We start from the raw sequence: 21,302 nt of genomic DNA on the forward strand, positions 1-21,302 counted from the left end.
CTTAACGGGCACGACGCGGGAGTTCAGAAGCATGCCTCTCGAGCCACACGGCATCTTCGAGCGCGCGTTCGGCTTCAGTTGCCCAGTCGGATTCCGGATACTGCTGAACTACAGTGCGGTAGCGCGTTACGGCACTATGGAAATCACGGAGTTCGCGGTAGATATTCCCCATCTGGAGCATCGAGAAATAGTACTCATCGGTACTGACACCCTTATCAAGGAGAGCCTTGTAGACTCGCAGGGCCTCACCAAGATTGCCACTCTTGTACAGGAGGTTTGCATTCGCGACGCTGTATTCTTCGTCAGCTGCCGCAGGCGACGGAGTAACAGGCTTTTCCACCGAGGGCGCGGGTTTCGCGGCCGCCTGCGCCGGAGTCTCGGCAGATTTCTTTTCAGCAGCAGTCTCCGTCTCGGCGGCCTTTGCCGCTTCTACCGCAGCCTTCATTTCAGCAAGGCGGCTTTCGGCAGATGCACGGAACTTTCCATCGGGAGCGGCCTTCTTGAGGTATGCCGCAAGGGCCTTCTTTTCCTGGTCTGCGCGATTTGTCTTCTGGTAAACAAGAGCAAGGTAGTAGTTCGCGTCGTTACCTTGTTCCTTATAGGCAAGTCCCTTCTTCAGGTTGAACTCCGCCTTGTCGTACTCACCCATCTCGTAACGGGTCACGCCCGCATAGAAATAGGCACCGGCATGTCCGGGCTGCTTAGCAAGAACTTCACGCCACATCGTGGCAGCTTCCTTGTACTTGCCTTCGGCAAGGAAAGCCTTGCCCTTCTCGAACGGATCGGTCGGAGCCACAGGTTCGGCACTGACAGCGGGCTTCTGGGGAGCAGGTTCCGCCACCTTTTGCGGAGCTGGAGCAGGTTCGCTCACCTTGACCGGTTCCGGAGCGGGTTCGGCAACCTTCTGCGGAGCAGGGGGCTCAGCCTTCGGGGCTTCCGCAACAGGAGCTGCGGGAGCCGATTCAGCAGGTGCGGCAGTCTCTACAGGGGCAGCAACTTCTTCGGCAGGCCTGTTCTTCGGATCCTTCGCACGCTCCTCGGCAGCCTTCTTCTTGTCGCCCAGGGCCTCGTAAACCTTAGCGATACCTTCGTAAGCGGCGCTCATCGTCGGCTCGAACTTATAGGCAAGCCTGTAGTTCGCGATGGCCCTGCTGTAATTCTTAGTCTTCGTGTAGACTTCTGCTGCACGGAAATATGCCTCGCCATTCTTCGGTTGCTCCGCAAGAATCGCCCTGTATTCACCGAGAGCCATTTCGTAATCGCCCTTGGCCTCAAAAATGGCCCCCTGTTCAAGGCGCGGGTCGCTCGCAAGCGAGATTCCAATCGAAAGAACCAGTAAAACGGCAGAAAGTCGAATATTCATGTAACGACAATTTAGAAAAAATATCCAAAAAAAATGGCACGCGACAATGAATTGAAGGTCTTTCACGTCACGTGCCAACACCCGGGTCCACACCCGTGCATATTTAGGGGGGAGGTTATTGTTTATTTATGCACAGGGTTTTCATCCCGTATTCATTTACCAATCGAACAAAATAGACACCCGTAGGCAATCTCGAAAGGTCGACTACGCGGGCCGTACTCGAGAGAACCTTCCGGCCATCCACGCGGGCCACACTCACGCGGAATGCGACCGGGGAATAAATTTCAAGGCGAGATTCCCCCGCAACATAGCGCATGGATTCGCCATGCAGGGGCATGGAAGCCACCAACGCATCCGTGCTGCTAGAGGATTCCACACTCGACGAACTTTCGGCCCCTTCGGACGAAGAGGATTCTGCGCTCGAGGAACTAGATTTTTCAGACGAGCTGGACTTAGCAGAACTGGAAGATACCGGAACGGACGAAGAACTTGACTTCGCAGAACTGCTGGAGGAAGGTTCATCCCCACCGGCAGGGATGACGGTTCCAGACCAGCCCTTGTACGCCACGAGCGCATCCTTGAGCGGTTGGTTCACATCAGAAGAAGCATCATCAACAGAATTGTCGAAAGTCCACTTGAAATCGCCACCCTGCACACGGCCCGCATACCGGACAACGTTGTCCCTAGCCGTCGCGGCATCGTCCACCTTGTAGCTGTACATCACGGAATTGTCGGTATCGAAGTTGTTGTAGGTGTTTGCGCCGTCATACGACTTGACCGTAGAGGGTACCTTCGTGTTGCGGCTATCCACGACATACGCATCGAAGTCTTCGGAGGTATTGATCCCCTGGCTTGCCGCCGTCGTTTCCACACCCTTTACCTTGTACGAGGTTGCACCATACGGAATGAACGTGTAGGAGCCTTCCATGTAATTGCCGTAAGCCTTGATGGTACCGCCCGCTTCCTTGCTGAAAGTGCCGTTGTTCGTCGGGTCGCGCTTGGTGCCGCTCGCATACACGTCCGTCCCCTGCATCGAAGTGAGCATCGGGTACTTGCAGTTGCGGAAGTAGTTGTTTTCCATAAACACCGAGGAACCAAGCGTGGAGCCCGCACCGTATTTGGCGTTGCCGTCGTAGTAGTTGTTGTACACGTGGGCGCTGTAGTAGCGCACACGCGGATGGCGGCTGTCAGAATGATCGTACCAGTTGTGGTGATAGGTAATGTAGTAGCCTTCGGTCGTACCTTCCTTGAGTCCGAGCAGGTTAGACTTGCCATTGTCCCAGAAGTGGTTGTAGCTGAACGTCACATACGTCGAAAGCTTGCAGTCGAGCGCGCCGTCACCCTTTTTCTGGTCGGCATCGGAACCCGCATCGCCATAGAAGAAGTCGCAGTTGTGCACCCACACGTACTGGTTGTTCTGCTGCAGGCCGATGTTGTCGCCCTCGTCGCTGTTCACGTTCATGATGCCGAGGTTGCGGATTTCCACGTTCTGCGCGTTCTTGACGCGGATTCCCCAGCCGTTCACGGTCGCGTCGGGCCCGACACCCTCCACCGTCACGTAGGAGGTTTCAGACTTGCCGAGGTCAATCACCATGTCGCCCTGCACAAGCGAATCCGAATCCGTCACGTTGCCGACAAAGCGCAGGTCGAGCGGAGTCGTCTCGTAGCCCTTCTTGTAGCAGTTCAATATGCCCTGGAAACTCTTGCAAGTCGTCTTTGTCCCCTTGGAACTTGTAGCCACGTCCATCGTCACGGTATTCTTGGTGCTTTCGGTAATGTAGAGTACCACGGCGCCATCCTTGAGCGTGCCGTCAGCCTTGTACGCACCGGGAACGCGCCCATTGGAAAAAGCAAAACCGCTGCGGTCGTGCGCCTTCACCGAGAGCGTCTTCGTCGTAGCGGCAGCGCCCTCCTTGCCGCCCTTCACGCCAGCAACCTTGAGCGTGTAGTCGCCCGCCTTGAGCCCCGGAACGTCTACGCGCCAGATGGAACCGTACTTGCGGACAAGCTGCGCATCGACCTTCACGTCGGTTTTTCCCGCACCGCTATAGTACACGTTGTAGCTGTCGGAGCCATCCGGGCTCCATTCCGCATAGGCAGATTCCAACCAGCCCCCTGCGGTCGACAGAGAAACCTCGGCATACGAGGCAACCGCCACGCCGAGCCCAAGAATCATCATCGAAGAAAATTTCATACCATCATCCCTTTTTCAAGAACATTCGGGAACATTCCCTCACGGCGTCCCAAATGTTCTCAAAATTTCTTTTTAAAAGATAACCCAAATTCAATCAAAATGCAACATATTTTTGTAAATATTTCAATTACTACCATATTTTTGTTCTCAATTTTTACAAAAATAACCTAATTAACGCAATTTTTGCGTACAATAAGACGGGACCGGCATGCCGCATAACAACAAAAACACAACAAAAAACAACACCTATTTTCCCACACAGACTCCAAAATCCACCTGATTTTTTTTATCCTTTACTCAAATCAATTCGGAACAATGATGAAGCCAAAAATACTATTGACAATGTTGTCCCTATTTTTTGCAACAACGTTTGCAGAAAGCCCGTCCGACACAGCCAATTTCAACGTTCTCCACGGAGCCGCCTACTACAATGCGGTGCTGACCCCGAGCGAAGCGCCCTCCGTACACAGGAACATCTACACCCCGTACCTCATGTACGGCAGCAACCTTGTCGCCCTCGGCCCATCGAACGCCTACGGTATCGCCAGCTACACATCCAACAACCAGACTTCTTTCCTTGCCTATCTCAACAACATGGCTATGCTCGGCATCGCCACAAAGTCTTTCGGTTTCAGCATCGCTTTCGACATCGACGAAAAATTGAACTTCTTTAAGGAAAAGGACGCCTACCACAAAGAAGAAACTACCGAAATTCATGGTCGCGCCAACAACCTTACGCTCCGCCTTGCCTTCCCCATGCAGTCCATCGACTTCCTGGCGACCTTGAGATACTACCAGTCAAACGATTCCCTCGCCATGGTCGACTACGCGGACAGCGAAGGCAAGATCGACTACGACTACCATAGGCTAGCCCACGACATTTACGGCGCAATTACATTCACGAACAGGCCCTCCGCCAAGAACTTCTCCTGGAGAACCGGAGGAAGCCTTGGCCGTGAATTCTGGTGGAAGGATTCCACCCTGAAAAGCACCATCGACCCTGACGACAATTACAAGCACACCTCCGAAAGAGACGACAGCTACTTCTACGCAAGCCTTTTCTACAACTTCGGCTACATCGTCCTGAAATCCGGGAACGCCCGCGTGCACGTAGGCAACAACGCGAGCCTCAACGCCTACATCTTCGACAGAGTCGAAGACAAGGACAATCACCGCAAGGATGCCTACATGCGCGGCACCCTCACCCTCACCCCCCACCTTCTCGCCGAATACGTCTTGAACGAGAACTGGGTAATCTGGGCCAGCGCGGATTACAGCTGGAGCAGCAACGCCTATCGCGAGGAGTACATCGAGCTCTACAAGACCGAAGACGAGACCAAGAACTACTTTACGCGTTTTTCGACAAAGAGCGGCAGAGTCTACACGACTACGGGCGTGCTTTTCAGATACAAACACCTGACGCTTGAAACCTCTATCATGTCCGGTTTTTACAACAATCCCTTCAGAGGTTTCACCGGCAACACCATACTATTCGACTTCTCCGGAATCGTAACATTCTAACTGAGAGGAAAACTATGAAAAAGACAATCTTTTTTGCATTGTACCTGGTTTTCGCCCTTATCGTAGCGTGCTCCACCGATTCCACCATCAACGGTCCGAGCAATCTCAACACCCCGCACAATAAGACGTACGCGACGAACTCCAGCAGTTCCAAGAAGTCTTCGAGCAGCACGGAATCTTCCAGTTCCGTCAGTTCGTCTAGTGCAAAGTCCTCTTCTAGCGAAGAAGAAGACGAATCCAGCAGTTCGGAGGAGTCCAGTTCGTCCAGCGTTTCTAGTTCTTCTACGGAATCGAGTTCTTCCAGCGATGGGGATTCTTCCAGCAGCGCCGAAGACTCGGATTCTTCATCTTCCAGCGATGAGGATTCCTCCAGCAGCGCCGAAGACCCGGACTCTTCATCTTCCAGCGATGAGGATTCCTCCAGCAGTGCCGAGGACCCGGACTCTTCATCTTCCAGCGATGAGGATTCCTCCAGCAGTGCTGAAGACCCGGATTCTTCATCCTCTAGCGAAGAGGATTAACCCAAAAGTTTTAAAGTCAAGATAAAAGTTTAAAGAATAACAACAAAAGGATACAGAATGAAGATAAAACTGATAACCCTGACTGCAGCGGCAGCGCTGACTGTCGCCATGGCCCAGGAAAACAGCGACAATGTGGGTCTCGCATCCACCGACAACGCTCCCGCGACCGAACAAGCGCCGGAGCCGGCGCCGGCGCCGGCTCCCGCTCCTGCTCCGCAAGTAACACCAGCACCTGCCGCACCAGCTCCCCAGGCGGCCACCACGGCGGCAACCGATACCGCAACCAAGAAGCCCACTGCGCTTCACGGTATCTCGTACAACAACGTTGGCAACACGGCCGCAGAATCGACCGTCGCCGACAACCTGAACAAGCCCTACAAGATGGCCGGTTCCAAGTTCGTCTATATCGAACCCACCAGCGCATTCAGTGCCGTGGCCTTCGGAGACCAGAGCACAAAGTTTATCTCCTTTGAAATGTCGAACAACCTCGGGCTTGCAACCTTCGGTATCGCAAACAGGGGATTCGGCGCATCCATCAGCTACGCTCTCGGAAAGGAAATCACCTTTACCAAGAGCCGTGATGCCTACGAACAGACCACCGAAGACGAATACACCGTCTCTGCCGGTGACATCGTCCGCGCCAGGTTCGCCCTCCCTCTGGGAGCATTTGACCTGAACGCAACCCTCTTCTGGCTCACCTACCAGAACGAGACCTCCACTTCTGAAGAGTACAAGGATTCCGACGACAAGACAACGACTGACGTCGAAAACGACTTCTGGGATCTCGGCGGAAAGGTTTCCGTGAGCAACGACCCCTCGGCAAGGAACATCTTCTGGAATGCGGGCGTAACCTTCACTCGTCACGAGAACTCCTACGAAAGGGAACACAAGGCAGGCTCTACGACTTCCAAGACCGAGACCTCGGGCATGGACGCACATATCTATATCCAGCCCGAATTCAACATCGGCGGAACAATCCTCAAGGGTAACAGGGCACGAGTCCTGCTCGGCCTCAACACCCGCGCCCCGCTCAAGTTCTATGACGAATTCGATGACGACACCCGCAAGAACAAGGACGACTTCTTCACGATGGGCGTCTACGCCGTGCCGAACATCTTTGCCGAAATCAAGCTCGGCAACTGCTGGCATATCTATGGCGGCGCTGACTACACCTGGGCAGTGTTCACCATGGAAAGCGAAGAATACATCACGGACTACAACGACGAAATCGACATCGTGAAGAACAACATCACAAGAATCCGCTCTCTTACCGGTGCAACGACAGTCAATCTCGGAGCCCGCTTCTACTACAACAACTTCGCGCTGGAAGCTTCCGTCGAGAACACGTTCTACAACAATCCCTTCCGTGGCTTCGCCGACGGCAACAACAACATCCTCGCCAACTTCGGCGGATTCATCTACTTCTAATCGGGAGGCACTATCATGAAAAAAATTATCGCTATTCTCTTCTCTTCCATGATGTTCGCCGCCCTCACCGCGTGCTCCGCGGGAGAAGACAGTTCCATCTCATCCCCACGTTCGGGATCCTTCATCGAAAGTCTCTGCGCCATATACACGACAGAGAAGAATACTTCGTACGGCGTCGTCTATTCCTGCAAGGACAACGGCAAGCAGTACATCTGCTCTGCTACCGAATGCGAGCCGTATACCGACTAAGTAATTCTGAACGTATCCTTTTTAGCAAGGCGCGCCCTTTTGTGGGGTGCGTCTTTTGCATTAAAGTTTTTCGAGTTCCGCATACAGGTCGTACAGACGCTGCACACCGTTCTCGAGCCCGAAATAGTGCTTGATGTAAGGTACCAGGAGCACAAGGAATAGTGCCGCAAGCACAAGCACCATAATCTCGGGACACGCCACAAAGAACAGGAAACTCCCGACCGTCAATAGCGCAAAAAGGACCAGCACAATTTCGTGCGCAAGCCGCTCATGCTGGAAAAATTCTATGCGGGTCCGCACCGAAAGCAGTTGCTCGGCAGAAAGTGGACGCCCCACCTCAAGAAGCGACTTCAGGTACGCTTCATAATCGGACAGTTTCTTGATCATATCTAGCCCTTTATGGGTAAAATAATTAAAAAATCAAAAAAAAAGTTCCTTTTTGGGGCAAGAATACGTATTTTGTGTACATGGAACCGCTGCAGTTCACATCCCTCCCGTCCCTGTTCTTCGCGAACTGTTCACGCGACGATTTCGGAGGATGGTACAAGCGGGTCAACGGAGATTGGCTGCACTATTCCAAGGAATTTCTTCGGGATACGGCCATCTACTGCGCCATCGCTCTCGACAACTGCGGCATGGACCCGCAAGACAACGTCGGCATCATCGCCCCAAGTTCGCCGGAATGGATTGTCGCCGACATCGCGACACAGGTGAACCACAGGGAAACCATCCCGCTATTCCCGAATATCGCACCCGAGAACTTTCTATACCAGTGCAACGAATCGCAGGTGCAAGTCCTTATCGTAAATGCAGTGACGGACCTTAGCCTGCCTCTTCAGGCTATACTTTCCCATTTCAAGCGCATCATATGCATCGACGGGACATCGCACCTACCCGAGAACGGCATCTACTGGAACGATTTCATAGAAGAGGGCCAGAAACACAGCGAAGACCCGAAGTACTTCAGCTGGATTGACAATCAGATACAGAGTATCAAACCCGATGACATCTTCAGCGTCATCTATACGAGCGGATCTACCGGTACGCCGAAGGGAGCAGAACTTTCGCACCGGAACATGCTCGTGCAGATCCAGAACCTGCTCGAATTCTACCGAATGAACCGCAAGGAAGATTCCGCCCTCACCATCTTGCCTGTAGCGCATGTTCTCGAGCGCATGGTCGTATATTTCTATACCTTGAACGGCATAAAGATTTACTTCGCGGACGACCCGAAAAACACGGCGCAAATTCTCAAGGAAGTGCACCCGGCCATCATGGTGGTCGTGCCCCGGATACTCGAGCGACTCTACGAAAGCATGACCATCATCGGCGACCATGCAAAGGGCCCGAAGAGCCTCTTCATCAAGAGTGCCATCAAGCTTGCGAAACTGAGCGACCCCGAAAAGCGCAAGACCCCCATGCAAAGGCTGTACGACAAGCTCGTCTACAAGAAAATGCGCGATGCCCTCGGCGGTAACTTCAAGCTCCTTATAAGCGGCGGAAGCGCCCTAAACAAGTCCATACTGCGTTTTTTGCTCAACATTGGGCTCCCCGTGTACGAAGGCTTCGGCATGACAGAATGCAGCCCTGTAATTTCGGTGAACAGCCCGTTCTGCTCCAAACCGGGTAGTATCGGGAAGCCGCTCCCGTATCTCAGTGTCCGCATAGGCGACCAGAACGAGATTCAGGTGAAGGGAGAAAGCGTCTTCAGGGGCTACCGCAACAAGCCCGAACTCAATGCACAGATCTTTACCGAGGACGGTTTCTACAAGACCGGCGACCAGGGATTTTTCGACGAAGACGGATTCCTGAACTTCAACGGTCGCATCAAGGAACTCCTCAAGACAAGCACCGGCAAGTACGTAAGCCCGAACCCCATCGAGCTCGAACTCTGCCGCCACCCCGCCGTGGAACAGGCGCTAGTCATCGCGAACGACCGCAAGTTCGCATCTGCCGTCATCTGGCTAAATCCCGAAGGGGCACGTCGCCTGCTCAAGTTGAAAAAAGAGGAATTCGATATCGAGAAGGCGCTGCAGTCGCTACGCGTCCGCGAGGCAATCAACAGGCACATCACGCGCGTAAACAAGAAACTCAACCACTGGGAACAGATTCGCAAGTGGACTCTCGTAGGCGATGAGCTCACTGTAGAATCCGGGCTCCTCACGCCTACGCTGAAAATCCGGCGCTCGATAGCCGAGGCCCGCTATGCGGAGCAGATAGAAGCGATGTACAGGAAACCCGAAGCCTAGTTCTTCGAGATAATCTTGAACTTGCCTGTCGGAGTGCCCTTGCCCGGCGGGAGAATCATCATCACCTTCTCCATGCGGGTTCCGTCCATCTTGAGGACACGGAACTTGTAGCCCTTAATCTCGACCTCCGCACCCGGCGACGGGATAATCCCGAGCGTCGCCTGGATAAGGCCGGAAAGTGTCTCCACATGGGAGCCTTCAGGCGGAGTGAGTTCCACTTCGAGTTCGTCTTCCAGGTCGGAAAGCGTCATGAGCGGGTCAAGGATGTAGCGGCCGTCCTTCAGTTTCTGCACGTCATCTTCCTCGTCGACATCGTCCTCGTCGCGGATTTCACCCACGATTTCTTCCAGGATGTCTTCGAGCGTCACGAGACCGGCCGTACCGCCGTATTCGTCAATGACGATGGCAAGCTGGTTACCCGTCTTGCGCAATTCCGTCAGCAGGTCGTCAATCTTCTTGTGGTAAGGCACGAACACCGGCGGCATCACGATCTTCATGATGTCGAACGGTTCGGAACCATGCTCGGTGTACCATTCCAGAAAGTCGCGGTTCGAAAGGATACCCACGATGTTGTCCATCGTGTCCTTGTAAACAGGCAGGCGCGAATGGCGTTCGCTGTTCAAGACCTTCACCAAGTCGGCAAGCGGCGTATCCACGTCGATGGCGCACATGTCCACACGCGGGGTCATGATTTCGCGCACCGGAGTCTCCACGAAGTCGAAGATGTTGAGGATCATCTGCTGTTCTTCTTTTTCAAGGCCCTCGTCTTCACCATCCTGCATGTCAGAAAGGTCGGCTTGCACGGCATCGCGCATTTCCTCGGGCAAGAAGCTCAGTTTGGAATCGTAGCCGAAGAGTTCCAGCAACTTCACGAACACGACATGGCAGAACTTCGCCACCGGCACAAAAGGCAGGCGGATGATGCGGAAAAGCGGCACAAGAATTACAGACAACGTATCAGGCTTGAGACTTGCCACCAGGTACGGGATAAATACCGTAAGCACGTACAGCACGGCACATGCCACAATCAGGTAGAGCGCAAGAACCAAGTAGAAGTTGTCATGGAGAACAGGTAACGAGAAGTACTTCGCATAAAGGAAAAATCCGAGCACGCCGGCACTCACGTTGCCGAAAATGCGTCCGATGGAAACGCACTCGTTAAAGCCGTTCCACTTCACAAGGGTCGCAATCTTCTCTTCGCGCTCGTTACGCTCCTTAGGGTCGCGCTTTGCGAATATAAGGCTGAACGCACACTTGGTGGCAGAGAACGTAGCCGACACAAGAACAAACACGCACAAGAATACCGTCAAGACGACGTTATGATTTTCCATCACGCCTTCTCCTTGTAGAGGTCAAGCCCGAGGAATTCGCATTCGCGCTTGCGCATGACCTTGCGGTCTGCCGCCTTGATGTGGTCGTAACCAGAGAGGTGCAAGAGCCCGTGAACAATCACGCGCTTGAGTTCGGCATAGAACGTGTTGCCGTACTCCGGAGCCTGGCGCTTCACCTGGTCGCGGGCGATATAGATTTCGCCCAAAAAATCCTCTTCGTGCCATTCATACGAAAGCACGTCCGTCACCTTGTCGAGCCCGCGGTAGTCGCGGTTCATCTCGCGCACGAAGGCATCGGTGCAGAGGACGATATTGACGTTTTTTTCCTTTCCTTCTTCGCGGAGGAGCTTGCGAGCCATAGCTTCGAACTTGGCCTTCCAAGGGAATACCTCGATATCCCCCTCGCACAGGAAATCAATCTTGTATTTCTTCTTTTTACTACTAGCAGGGTCTGCCATTAAATGTTATACCACTTCTTGAGGGTTTCAATCATGGCTTCGGCCTGAGCCTTGCCACTGATATTGAACTTGCTGCGAGCCTTGAACGCACCACCGGCCTTCTGGTAACGGCGCAGATAAACTTTCGGTTCGCCAAACTCACCCGTTTTGGCGTTTTTTTCTTGGCAAAGGAACATCATGGTCTGCCAGGCACCCTTGGTAAGGGTGACCTTGTCGAGTTCCTTGATAATCTGCTCGCCGGTTTCGACGTCGCTCATTTCCACGGTGGGTTCTTCTACTTCGATACTCATTTGTGTCCTCTTTTAATTAGCACAAAAAACTTATACCAAAGATACAATTATTGCACGCTTTTTAACCACAATAAAATATATTTATAACATGTTTACATCTCGCAAGCGAGGAATTATGTCTTTTTCTGCGAAAATCAAGGTATCGATAGTACTGCTCATGGCAGTCGGGTCCTGTGCCATGGCCGCAAAAAGCACCACGGGCAAGGTCGTCGGTCAGCTTGGTGACACAAAAGTCCAAAAAGCAACCAAGATTGGCGAATGGAGTGACTTAAAGATCGGTAACAAGGTCAAGGAAAAAGACCAGATTCACACAGGTATCGAATCCAGTGTCGCCATCGCCCTTTCCGACGGTAGTTCCATCGTAGTCCAGGAACTCTCTCTCGTAGAATTTACCACACTTCAGGCCGAAAACGGCGCCCAGGTCGCCCTTACCGACGTGAAGACCGGCAAGGTCAAGTTCGACGCCCAGAAACAGCACTCCGGCGGAAGCTTCAAGTTCAAGACAGCCACCGCCACAGCAGCAATCCGCGGTACAAGCGGCCTCTTCGGCATGACACCAGGCAACGCGGCGGCCATCCTTTCGCTTGCCAACGGCAACGGTCTGTTCCGCACTATCGAAGGCAGTGAATGCGACGTTGTCGGAGGCCAGACGGCCTTCTTCAGAAAGGGGTCGAAAAAGTGTAACGTCATCGAGGCCAAATCCTCCGGTAACCGCCATTACCTAAAGATGATCGAAGCCTTTCTGGATGACGCAAGCAAATCCGACGAGCAGGTCATCTCCGAATCAATGGCGGCCGATAGCGCTTTCCAGTCCGAAATCGAAAAGGTCAAGGACCTGCTAAAGTGCCAATTCGATGCCCTAGAAGACACGATTACCACGAACTCCGTTACTATCAAGGGTGCCTGTAACGCCGGCGTGAAGCTCGTCCTTTCGGGCGCAAATATCGAAAACCCCAGCGGATTCGAATACACTACAAGCTGGGCCCCGAGCGCCGACGGAGCAAAAAAGTTCGCCGCAACCTGCAGCATTACGCTCGACGTCCCGTGCCAGAACGAGAAAGAGAAGGGCAAGACTCCCCAGGTATGCAAAAAGGAAGTTTCTGCAGAATGCGGCCTGCTGACCACATTCTACAAGGCTAGCGATGATTCCACAGAAATCGATTCCAGCGCGGCAAAGCCCTTCGAGGTGACCACTGTCTCGCCAGTAACGGTCTGTGACCCCGGTTCCGTCACCATCGAGGGGACCTTCGACCAGACCGACCCCAACGGAACCCTCTTCGTCAAGATTAACAAGTACAAGTCGAGGAACCTCGTGCCCCTGAGCGCCAACGGAGAATTCTCGCACACGATTACCATCAACGACATCCTCCGCAACTGGAACGAGACGGAAGTTACCGTAGAATACCAGGGAAAGAGTGGCACGTTCAGCAAGAAAATCAAGTTGAATATCGACAAGACCTGCAAGCAGGTGAACCAGCTCCGCCCGACGATTACCTTTATCAGTGCAGACTCGATCAGGTGCAGAGCCTCCTTCTCGCTCCTCGGGGCCAATGACGACCTGGTTATCCTCTCCCGCAAAATCGACGGAGGGAACGCCAAGGAGAACTCGTTCAACAAGAACGCCATCTACATAGCGGACCTAAAGACTGGCGTCCATGAATACACAATTACAGCCGAAGACCAAGCCGGCAACAAGAGCACACTCAAGAAGACCCTGGGATGCTACCCCCTGAGCCAACCGAAAATCGAACATTCTGGCGGAATCATCGAAACCCCGCGTGTGCCTCCGGCACCTCCGCAGGCAGCATCAACCCTCATCCATAAGACTATGCGCTTCAGGATTACGGGCGTACCGCAGCAGGACCCCATCCACATCAGGACCATCCGGATTATCCAGGACCAAAAGAACACTCTTCTCGTAATCCGCAACGACCAGATTACGGATCTTGAATACAATATTCCGGTAACCCTTTCGCGCGACACCACTTCATATATAAAAGTTTATGTTGAAATGAAAAATGGCAGGAAAATCACCTCCGTCAAGGTATACAAGGTTCCATAATGAAACATCCTTACAAGACTCTTCTTTCCACGATTGCCATTGGTTCAGCAATAGTATTTGCACAGGCACCCGATACGACCGCAAAGGCTGTTCCTGTACAGGCCGATTCTACACAGGTTTCCGATTCCACCGCAACTCCGGCACCGGAGGCTGATGTTGCGAAGGTGGCCGCCGATTCCGCCACAGGCGGTTTCGTCGCCGACACGACGATGCCCCCGCCTTCGCTCCTCGAAGGAACGGAACTCGCCGGCAATGTTCACGGCTTCTTGAAAATCGACAAGTCCCCGTACCTCGTTACCGAAGACCTCGTCGTAGCCCCGAACACGAGCCTCATCATAGAGCCGGGTGTCGTCCTCTATTTCAAGCCGGGAACCGGCATCCAGGTGAACAAGGGCCAGCTCGTCATCGCAGGCTCCAAGATTTCTCCTGTCACCCTGCGTTCTGCATACGACCGTCCGAAGGCCGGCGACTGGAAGGGCATCACCATCACCGGTGACGAGCGCGCAGAAATCAGGAACGTCCATATCAGCGACGCGGAAGCAGGCATCGCCGTAGAAAACAGTTCCATGGACCTGCAGGGCGCCGTCATCGAGAACACCTCCGTTCGCGGCGTATATGCACGCAACGCCAGCATCTCGGTCAGCGACTGTGAATTCATCGGCAACCAGGTCGCCCTAAACATTTCGAACTACGGTTTCGGCAAGATCGAGCGCGGCAAGTTCCAGAAGAACAAGGTCGCCATCATGAACTCCGAACTTGCAGAGACAAATATCTCGTCGACACTCATCAGCGAGAACGAGATTGGCGTACTCAATATGGGTAACAGCCTCATCTCGCTGAGCAACACCAAAATCGGCAAGAACGATCTCGGCGTTTCGTCGGCAGAAGTGCTCGACCCGACAATCATCGAGGCTGTCAAGGAAAACAAGGTTGACCTGGACAACGAAGCGGTCGCCACATCTGCGCTCCTTCCGCCTTCACCCGAGATTCCGGGCATCGAGCAGCGTCCGCTCCGACCGAACGACAAGATTTCCTCCGTTGCCGACGAACGTTCGTACGCGCTCACCGACAGCGATTCCACGCAGGCTCGCTGGAGCATCATCGGCAATGCGATGATCGGCGGAGCGTACCATATCGTAAACACGAGCGAAAACGATAGTAAGGAAAATGACATTATCGGCAACGACACCATCGCCCCGGGCAAGGAATACAAGAACAACTTCCAGGTTCCCGGCCTTGTCGGCAAGGCTAGTGCCTACCTCCTCATGCAATCCGTAGACGGCGAGACCATCGAGTTCAACGCCGACCTGAGTGCCGATTCCTGGAACCATTTCTCCCCGAACCCGGTCTCCCTGAGCTACACCGACGCCTACAACAGGGTTGTCCTAGGCGACTTCCAGCTGATGGGCGGCGAAACCTACCTGGCCGGGCTCCCGGTATTCGGCGCGGACTACACCGTTTCGCTCATGAAGAACAATGCCGACCAGCCGCTCTTCCAGTTGAACGGATTCTTCGGCGAAGCAAGGCGTAGCCTCGTAGAAGGCGACCGTCACCCCTATATCTACAACGATTACATCGATGACGGCGAACTCCAGGCCCAACGCCTCGCCTATGGCGGATTCGTCAAATGGGCGCCAGTACGCCGTTTCGATGCAAAGCTCGGCGTAATCTACGCAAACGACGAACTTGAAGACCCGCTGCTGCGCGACGGTGCCAGCAGTTCCTGGGCAACGAGTGACCCGATACAGGAATCCTTCACGCTCTATGCCGATGGAAACTGGCTGTTCTTCCCCGGCGACATCGAACTCAACGGACAGATTGCAGTTGGCCGTGCCGACACTACCGACGTGGTTCGCCAGAGGGCAATCAACAAGGTGTTCTCCGATGCGAAAATCAGCACATCGTCTTACAACTTGCTCCGCCAGCTGATGCAGAACACATCGCGCATCAACCAGCTTTCCGACGCGGAACTCAACTCTATCTTCGGCGACAACACGACACTTAGCCGCAAGCAGATGCGCGACTCCCTGCAGGCACTCATCAGCAAGGCCAAGTACGCACAGAAAGACGAAGAAGAAAACCGCGACGACGATCGCGTTCTCGGCCTCAACTGGGGCAGTCAGAATTTCGCCATTGGTGCATCGCTCAACTGGAATATCTACAAGACAAGTATCAATGGTCACATCAAGTATGTGGGCGAAGACTTCTATAGCGCCGGTTCCCCGAACCAACTTTCGGACACACGTGAATTTGGCGGACGCATTGAACAAGACATTCTCGGATTCTGGGACCTCGGATTCCAGTACCAGATTAATGTCGAAAACGCTGCCAAGGGCAAGAAAACCAACATTTTCGGCCTAAGCGAAGGTACGGAATGGGGCCTTTTCGGCGATGACGAAGGTTCCTGGTTCGACAAGCACGAACTCGACAACGATCGTACCAAGTACATCCAGAACGTCGGTCTTGACAACTTGTTCAAGATCAACAAGAACGTCGATGTAAGTTTCGCATACAACTTCGAATACAAGACCCAATACCGTCCATTCCAGTTGCACCACAACTACGTGCTCGAAGACGGCATTTATAAGGACGACTGGTTCAAAGCCCGCAAGGGACGTGATTCCATCGTGATTGAGGAAGGCGATGATTCCACCCATGTCGACAGAGAAAGATGGGCCGAATACATGTCACTCGCAAAGGATTCCGTCATCGCATCGCGATTCCAGGAAAGGCTCTTCAAGCACACCTGGAACCTCGGAGCAACAGTCCGCGCGTTCAATTCCGTATTCAAGGTGAATGGCCTGTGGACCTACCGTACCGACGGATCCGTATTCCACAGGGACAGCCTGGTCGAAGACATGGACCTCTCGAATTCCACTTGGGGCAAGCTCGGATACTACTTTGGCGGTTCCAACTACTTCGAGCAATCCTACCCCATCTCCGTGACGACGACTCTTCCGATTCTCCAGAACCGTTTTGCCATCACGCCGCGTTTCAAGAGCTACAACCGCGACAACATGGGTGAATTCGAAATCTACATCGAAGACGAATTCGAGATGCCGTTCAAGAACCGCTTCCTGATACTAGGCATCAACTCTTCGTTCCGCTACATGACCACCAGCTGGGAAGAAAACGACAAAGACATCGAAGAAACCGAAATGGACATTCTCAGCAACGTAAACCTCCGCGTGAACCACAACAAGAAGTTCTACACGGAATGGTTCGTGGGAACGGCGGTCTATTTCCGGCCCGACAACAAGAGCAACGAATACAGCGACATCTACATGGGCGTGAACGCGCACTACGTATTCTGACGAGACCGTTCGCGCCTAGCCCAGGTTTTAAATTGCTCCGGCAAGCGCTCACTCTCACTCCAAAGGTCCGTTAATACGGGCCTTTTCCGTTCACGGGGTACTGCTAATTTCGAAATCACTTACCAGTTTTTTATTTTTGGGATGATGCTCACCTACCGCTACAGAGAATTGGCCGTAGCCCTCGAAAAGAAGGGTGAAGTACGCCATGCCTTGGCGCGCGAACTGCGCTTGAACCCTGAGGAGATATTTAATCTAGTGGTAGAGAGGTTTGCGCTGGACAGCCGCCGCAAGGGAGCACCACACTGGAGTTACAACGTCATCTTTGACGTAGCGCGCCCGCTACACGCCTCGGGCAATGCGGCCCGCGGGCTAATCGAGGCTACACGGGAGCGCGAATCACTAGAAAGTGACCCGCTTACCGCAAGCGTTCCGATGGCAAGCCATGTGGACGTTATCGGAGCGGGCCCCGCAGGGCTGTGGGCAGCCCTCCACCTGCTGCGTCGCGGATTCACCGTCGATTTGTACGAGCAGGGAAAAACCGTAGAGGAGCGGTTCCGCGACATCCGCAGGTTCTTCGCCGACCGAATCTTCAACGAACATTCCAACGTACTGTTCGGCGAAGGCGGGGCCGGCGCATTCAGTGACGGCAAGCTCAACACCCGCAGCCGCAATATTTTTTCGGAAACGGTCCTGCGCGACATGGTGGATTTCGGCGTAGACGAAAGTGTCGTGACGTTTGCGAAACCGCACATTGGCACCGACAGGCTCGTGCTGATGCTGCGCCAGATCCGCGCGGAGATTGCACGGCTCGGCGGGAAGATACACTTCAATACCGCGCTTGAGGATGTGGAAATCAAGGAAGGCCGGATTTGCGCGATTAAATTAAATGAATTAAACAGCGCCGCCCGCTGGCAAAAGTGCGAAGCCCTGGTACTTGCCACGGGGCATTCCGCCCGCGGGATTTATGAACTCCTGGCCGCCCGCGGGGTGACACTCGAAAGCAAGGCCTTCGCGATGGGCGTACGCGTAGAACACCCGCAGGCCCTTATCAACCTCAGGCAACTCGGGAAGGGCGTAGACACGCGCCTCACGGGTGCCGCCGAATACTTCCTCGCCACCCCGACACTTAACAAGACGAGCAGCGCCTACAGTTTCTGCATGTGCCCGGGTGGAGTCCTGGTGCCCTGCGCATCGGAACCGGGAACGCTCGCCACCAACGGCATGAGCTACAGCCGCCGCAACGGGCACACCGCAAACGGCGCGATTGTCGTACCCGTAGAAGCGAGCGAGACGACCTTCGGCGGGCTCGATTTCCAGCGCAAGACGGAACGAGACGCCTTCGAGGTCGGCGGCAAGGCATACGCCGCACCGGCACAGACCATCAAATCATTCCTCGCCCACCACGCCGACAGAAATTTGCCCAAAACGACTTACCCCTGCGGGCTTGTCGCCTGCAACATGTGGGACTGGCTTGACAAGAAAATCTGCAAATCGCTTGCAGAAGGTTTCCAAAATTTTGACCGCAAGATTCCGGGATTTATCGAGCAGGGCCTGATTGTCGCGCCCGAGACGCGAACAAGTTCCCCGGTACGCATCACGCGCAATAACGATACGCTAGAAAGCGTCAACACGCAGGGGCTCTTTGTGCTCGGTGAAGGCGCTGGCTATTCCGGCGGAATCGTCACAAGCGCCGCAGACGGCGTAAGACTCGCTGTACGAGCGAAGAGAAGCGAGTAAAGGGCCCCCCTCAAGGCAAACTGTCGCCATAAATGAGTGAGTGAACACTCGAACGAAGTGAATGTGTGAACGTGTAAATAGACTCTTGAAGCAAACAAGAATTACTTGAATTTCACGGCAGTCCCGTACACGATAATTTCGGACGACCCCGCCATGACAGATGACGTCGCAAAGCGCACGTTCACAACAGCGTCACCACCGATACGGGACGCTTCGTCTATCATGCGCTGCATCGCGATGTTGCGAGCATCGTTCAGCATCTCGGTATAGCCGGCAATTTCGCCACCGATAATCGTCTTGAGGCCCGCAAAAATATCGCGCACAACGTTCTTGCTGAACACGACACTGCCCTTGACCACCTGGATAGTCTCAATTTCCTTGCCCGTAATAAAGTCTGTCGTTACAATCTGCATATTCCATGCCTCCTTTTTTGCATGAATATATAAAAAACAGCGTTGATTTGAATTTTATTTTAGACGTAACTTGACAAAACGTTCAATAAGCACGATGAACAGCACATCGGCAATCTCAAATACACCTAGCCACATAGCGGTGCCGTTCTGGAACCCGTAACTGTGCAGCCCTACCCCGAGCAGGTTCACGCCGAACCAGCAGAGGAAGGTCACAATCACGTTGAAGCAGTTGAACAGGGCGAAGGTACGAGCATTCACTAGGCGACCAGAGCGCAAATGCAAAAGGAGCATCGCCCACAGGATAACGAAAAGCGCGCCACATTCCTTCGGGTCGAATCCCCAGAAGCGGCCCCACGCATAGTCCGCCCACACGCCGCCCAGGAGCGTGCCGATTACGGTAAATACAGCGCCAAACACAAGCGTGCCGTACAGGAGCGAATCGAGCGGAGAGGCTGCGAGATCCTTTTCTGAAGATACCGCGCTGGCAATAGATGCACGGAACAGCGCCACGTGCGCCACGACACCCGAAAGGATCATGGCCGCAAAACCGAGTGCAATCGTGAACACGTGTACCGTGAGGAATACCGAGGAATTCAGCACCGCCGGGATGGGCCGGAACGTATCGCCCGGTTCCAGCACGAACTTCGCGAAGAACAGGAGCACCGCCGCCATGAATGTCACGGGAACCATGAGCGTGAAGGTTCTCTTCTTGCAGAAAACAAACGCCCCCGCCTCAAAGGCCATCAAGAGCATAGCAACAAGCAACACGATTTCGTACAGGCTCGAAAGCGGAGCGCGGGCGGCAACGTATGTGCGCAAGGCGAAAAGAACCACAAGGACACCCGCTGTCGCAATGCAGGCCCCATTCGCAGCGACATCGAGTTTCCGCGACTTGAACACCATATTCAACGAGGCAAGCAGGCAGGCGATAAACGCTAGGACAAAGGCAATCAAGGCAAAATTCGCCTTATGGTAGAACACTTCCGTCGCAAGCCGTTTTGCATTCACCGACGCCGATGAAGACTCCTCGACAACGGTAAATGCAGTTTTATTCTTTACCGCCTCGTACTGCAACACATTCGAATAGAGTCGCCGCATCTCGAGAGTCGCCGGATGTTCATCATCCCGGCTCGCATAGAGTTCCAACAAACTGCGTGATTGCGTCAACTCCGCATAGCTCACATAACGGCGGTCTTCAGGCAAGCGTAACGCCTGCAAGACATCGCTGCGCAACACCTTGAACAGTGCCAGGTTCCTTGCTTTTTCCGGCAAATCCTTTATCCACCCAACAATGTTTACGGCAGACTCCTTCCCGTCGCAAAAATCCTTTTCCCGGCACTTGTATGTAACTCGCCCGCTCAAATCATCGAGGATTCCTCGCGCAAAAGAGTCAAACGGACGCACTACGCCATCCGCAATCACCGGAGCCTTTCCATCCACCGAGAACCATATCAGGGCATCATCCGGAATTTCGTCAGCCCGTGCATCCATCGGCAGGGCAAGCATCGCGAGCGCCAACACCGACACGATTTTTGCGCCCTTTCGAGATGTTGATTTCCGAGACAAACGCACCTTCACCACATAATGGAACGCCGCTCCCAGCAGGAACAGCACCATGAACACGTACGGCACGAAATGGAACGGGTCATAATAAACCTTGTACATCGAGATGACCTTGTCCTTCGACATAGGCAGGTCACCCCGGAAATGCGCGTAGTAGGGCCAGCCTTCGAGGAGAACGGATTCATCCAGATTCACGGGCTCCGCACCCAGGCTATCATTTGCCGCAAAAAACTTGACCTTCTGCGTGGTCGAACTAGAGAACCCGTTATATTCCTGCTTCATGGCGCTCCCGACAACGCCACCAACAAGCAAGGTAAGCAGGGCAACGTGCATAAGCCAGAGGCTAACATTCTTGAACCCGCGGGGCAACCGGAAAGCCATGCTCGCGATCAAGTGTAGCGAGGCTACAACCGCAATGCTCTTGAAAGCAGGGAGCGGGACCACGCCCAGTGCCCATATAAAGAAACTGTCAAAGAAACGATCCACGGCGACCGACGCCGAAAAGCCAGCCGCTTCCGCATTCGCCTGTGCCAGCACTCCCCAGAACGTGAGCACCAGGAAGGCGACAATGACCGCCGCAGTCACCTTCAGCGACGCCATCTTTTTCAG

General features: G+C 53.9%; 16 protein-coding genes. 8 read left to right on the forward strand and 8 right to left on the reverse strand.

What is annotated here, in order from left to right; genetic code table 11:
* Window position 1 precedes the first annotated feature (1 nt).
* On the reverse strand, window positions 2–1,363 hold the full coding sequence (locus B7994_RS12205; RefSeq protein ID WP_088638744.1) for a tetratricopeptide repeat protein: 1,362 nt from the start codon (window positions 1,361–1,363) through the stop codon (window positions 2–4).
* A 115-nt stretch (window positions 1,364–1,478) separates the two neighbouring features.
* Window positions 1,479–3,557 carry a polysaccharide lyase family 1 protein gene (locus tag B7994_RS12210; RefSeq protein ID WP_088638745.1) on the reverse strand — a complete coding sequence of 693 codons (2,079 nt, stop codon included), beginning with the start codon at window positions 3,555–3,557 and terminating at the stop codon, window positions 1,479–1,481.
* Window positions 3,558–3,899: 342 nt separating this feature from the next.
* On the opposite strand from B7994_RS12210, the gene B7994_RS12215 reads away from it, so the two are divergent.
* Genes B7994_RS12215 through B7994_RS12230 form a run of 4 tightly spaced genes read left to right on the forward strand, consistent with a single transcriptional unit; the run spans window position 3,900 to window position 7,276 of the window.
* Window positions 3,900–5,078, forward strand: coding sequence for a hypothetical protein (locus B7994_RS12215; RefSeq protein WP_088638746.1), 1,179 nt, complete (start codon window positions 3,900–3,902; stop codon window positions 5,076–5,078).
* Window positions 5,079–5,092: 14 nt separating this feature from the next.
* A complete protein-coding gene (locus B7994_RS12220; protein WP_088638747.1) occupies window positions 5,093–5,599 on the forward strand; it encodes a hypothetical protein in 507 nt (168 codons plus the stop codon).
* A gap of 57 nt (window positions 5,600–5,656) precedes the next feature.
* The gene (locus tag B7994_RS12225) at window positions 5,657–7,027 is read left to right on the forward strand and encodes a hypothetical protein (protein WP_088638748.1); all 1,371 of its coding nucleotides are present in this window, start codon (window positions 5,657–5,659) and stop codon (window positions 7,025–7,027) included.
* Between the two features lie 15 nt (window positions 7,028–7,042).
* Window positions 7,043–7,276 carry a hypothetical protein gene (locus B7994_RS12230; RefSeq protein ID WP_144063884.1) on the forward strand — a complete coding sequence of 78 codons (234 nt, stop codon included), beginning with the start codon at window positions 7,043–7,045 and terminating at the stop codon, window positions 7,274–7,276.
* 60 nt (window positions 7,277–7,336) lie between these two features.
* On the opposite strand, the gene B7994_RS12235 is transcribed toward B7994_RS12230, so the two are convergent.
* Window positions 7,337–7,663: a hypothetical protein gene (locus tag B7994_RS12235; RefSeq protein ID WP_088638750.1), complete on the reverse strand. Its 327-nt coding sequence runs from the start codon at window positions 7,661–7,663 to the stop codon at window positions 7,337–7,339.
* Between the two features lie 80 nt (window positions 7,664–7,743).
* Between B7994_RS12235 and B7994_RS12240 the strand changes: the two genes are divergently transcribed.
* Window positions 7,744–9,525: a long-chain fatty acid--CoA ligase gene (locus tag B7994_RS12240; RefSeq protein WP_088638782.1), complete on the forward strand. Its 1,782-nt coding sequence runs from the start codon at window positions 7,744–7,746 to the stop codon at window positions 9,523–9,525.
* On the opposite strand, the gene B7994_RS12245 is transcribed toward B7994_RS12240, so the two are convergent.
* From B7994_RS12245 to B7994_RS12255, 3 genes are read right to left on the reverse strand one after another with little or no spacing between them, the layout of a single operon-like run.
* The gene (locus B7994_RS12245; RefSeq protein ID WP_088638751.1) at window positions 9,522–10,856 is read right to left on the reverse strand and encodes a hemolysin family protein; all 1,335 of its coding nucleotides are present in this window, start codon (window positions 10,854–10,856) and stop codon (window positions 9,522–9,524) included. The genes B7994_RS12240 and B7994_RS12245 overlap by 4 nt on opposite strands.
* Complete coding sequence (gene ybeY, locus B7994_RS12250) at window positions 10,856–11,314, reverse strand: rRNA maturation RNase YbeY (protein WP_088638752.1); 459 nt, start codon at window positions 11,312–11,314, stop codon at window positions 10,856–10,858. Before ybeY ends, B7994_RS12245 begins: the two co-directional genes overlap by 1 nt.
* Entirely contained in the window at window positions 11,314–11,604 is a 291-nt protein-coding gene (locus tag B7994_RS12255) for a hypothetical protein (RefSeq protein ID WP_088638753.1), read from the reverse strand. Before B7994_RS12255 ends, ybeY begins: the two co-directional genes overlap by 1 nt.
* 88 nt (window positions 11,605–11,692) lie before the next feature.
* Between B7994_RS12255 and B7994_RS12260 the strand changes: the two genes are divergently transcribed.
* The 3 genes from B7994_RS12260 (at window position 11,693) to B7994_RS12270 (ending at window position 18,717) form a co-directional block, all read left to right on the forward strand.
* The gene (locus B7994_RS12260; RefSeq protein ID WP_088638754.1) at window positions 11,693–13,666 is read left to right on the forward strand and encodes a FecR domain-containing protein; all 1,974 of its coding nucleotides are present in this window, start codon (window positions 11,693–11,695) and stop codon (window positions 13,664–13,666) included.
* The gene (locus B7994_RS12265; RefSeq protein WP_088638755.1) at window positions 13,666–16,980 is read left to right on the forward strand and encodes a hypothetical protein; all 3,315 of its coding nucleotides are present in this window, start codon (window positions 13,666–13,668) and stop codon (window positions 16,978–16,980) included. The genes B7994_RS12260 and B7994_RS12265 overlap by 1 nt, the downstream gene beginning before the upstream one ends.
* Before the next feature lie 141 nt (window positions 16,981–17,121).
* Window positions 17,122–18,717 carry an NAD(P)/FAD-dependent oxidoreductase gene (locus tag B7994_RS12270; protein WP_233143204.1) on the forward strand — a complete coding sequence of 532 codons (1,596 nt, stop codon included), beginning with the start codon at window positions 17,122–17,124 and terminating at the stop codon, window positions 18,715–18,717.
* Between the two features lie 101 nt (window positions 18,718–18,818).
* On the opposite strand, the gene B7994_RS12275 is transcribed toward B7994_RS12270, so the two are convergent.
* Together B7994_RS12275 and B7994_RS12280 are read right to left on the reverse strand one after the other, a co-directional pair.
* Entirely contained in the window at window positions 18,819–19,130 is a 312-nt protein-coding gene (locus B7994_RS12275; protein WP_088638756.1) for a YbjQ family protein, read from the reverse strand.
* Window positions 19,131–19,184: 54 nt separating this feature from the next.
* Window positions 19,185–21,293 carry a cytochrome c biogenesis protein gene (locus tag B7994_RS12280; protein WP_088638757.1) on the reverse strand — a complete coding sequence of 703 codons (2,109 nt, stop codon included), beginning with the start codon at window positions 21,291–21,293 and terminating at the stop codon, window positions 19,185–19,187.
* Window positions 21,294–21,302: the final 9 nt, after the last annotated feature.

It is taken from the genome of Fibrobacter sp. UWR2, assembly GCF_002210285.1.
Lineage (GTDB): Bacteria > Fibrobacterota > Fibrobacteria > Fibrobacterales > Fibrobacteraceae > Fibrobacter.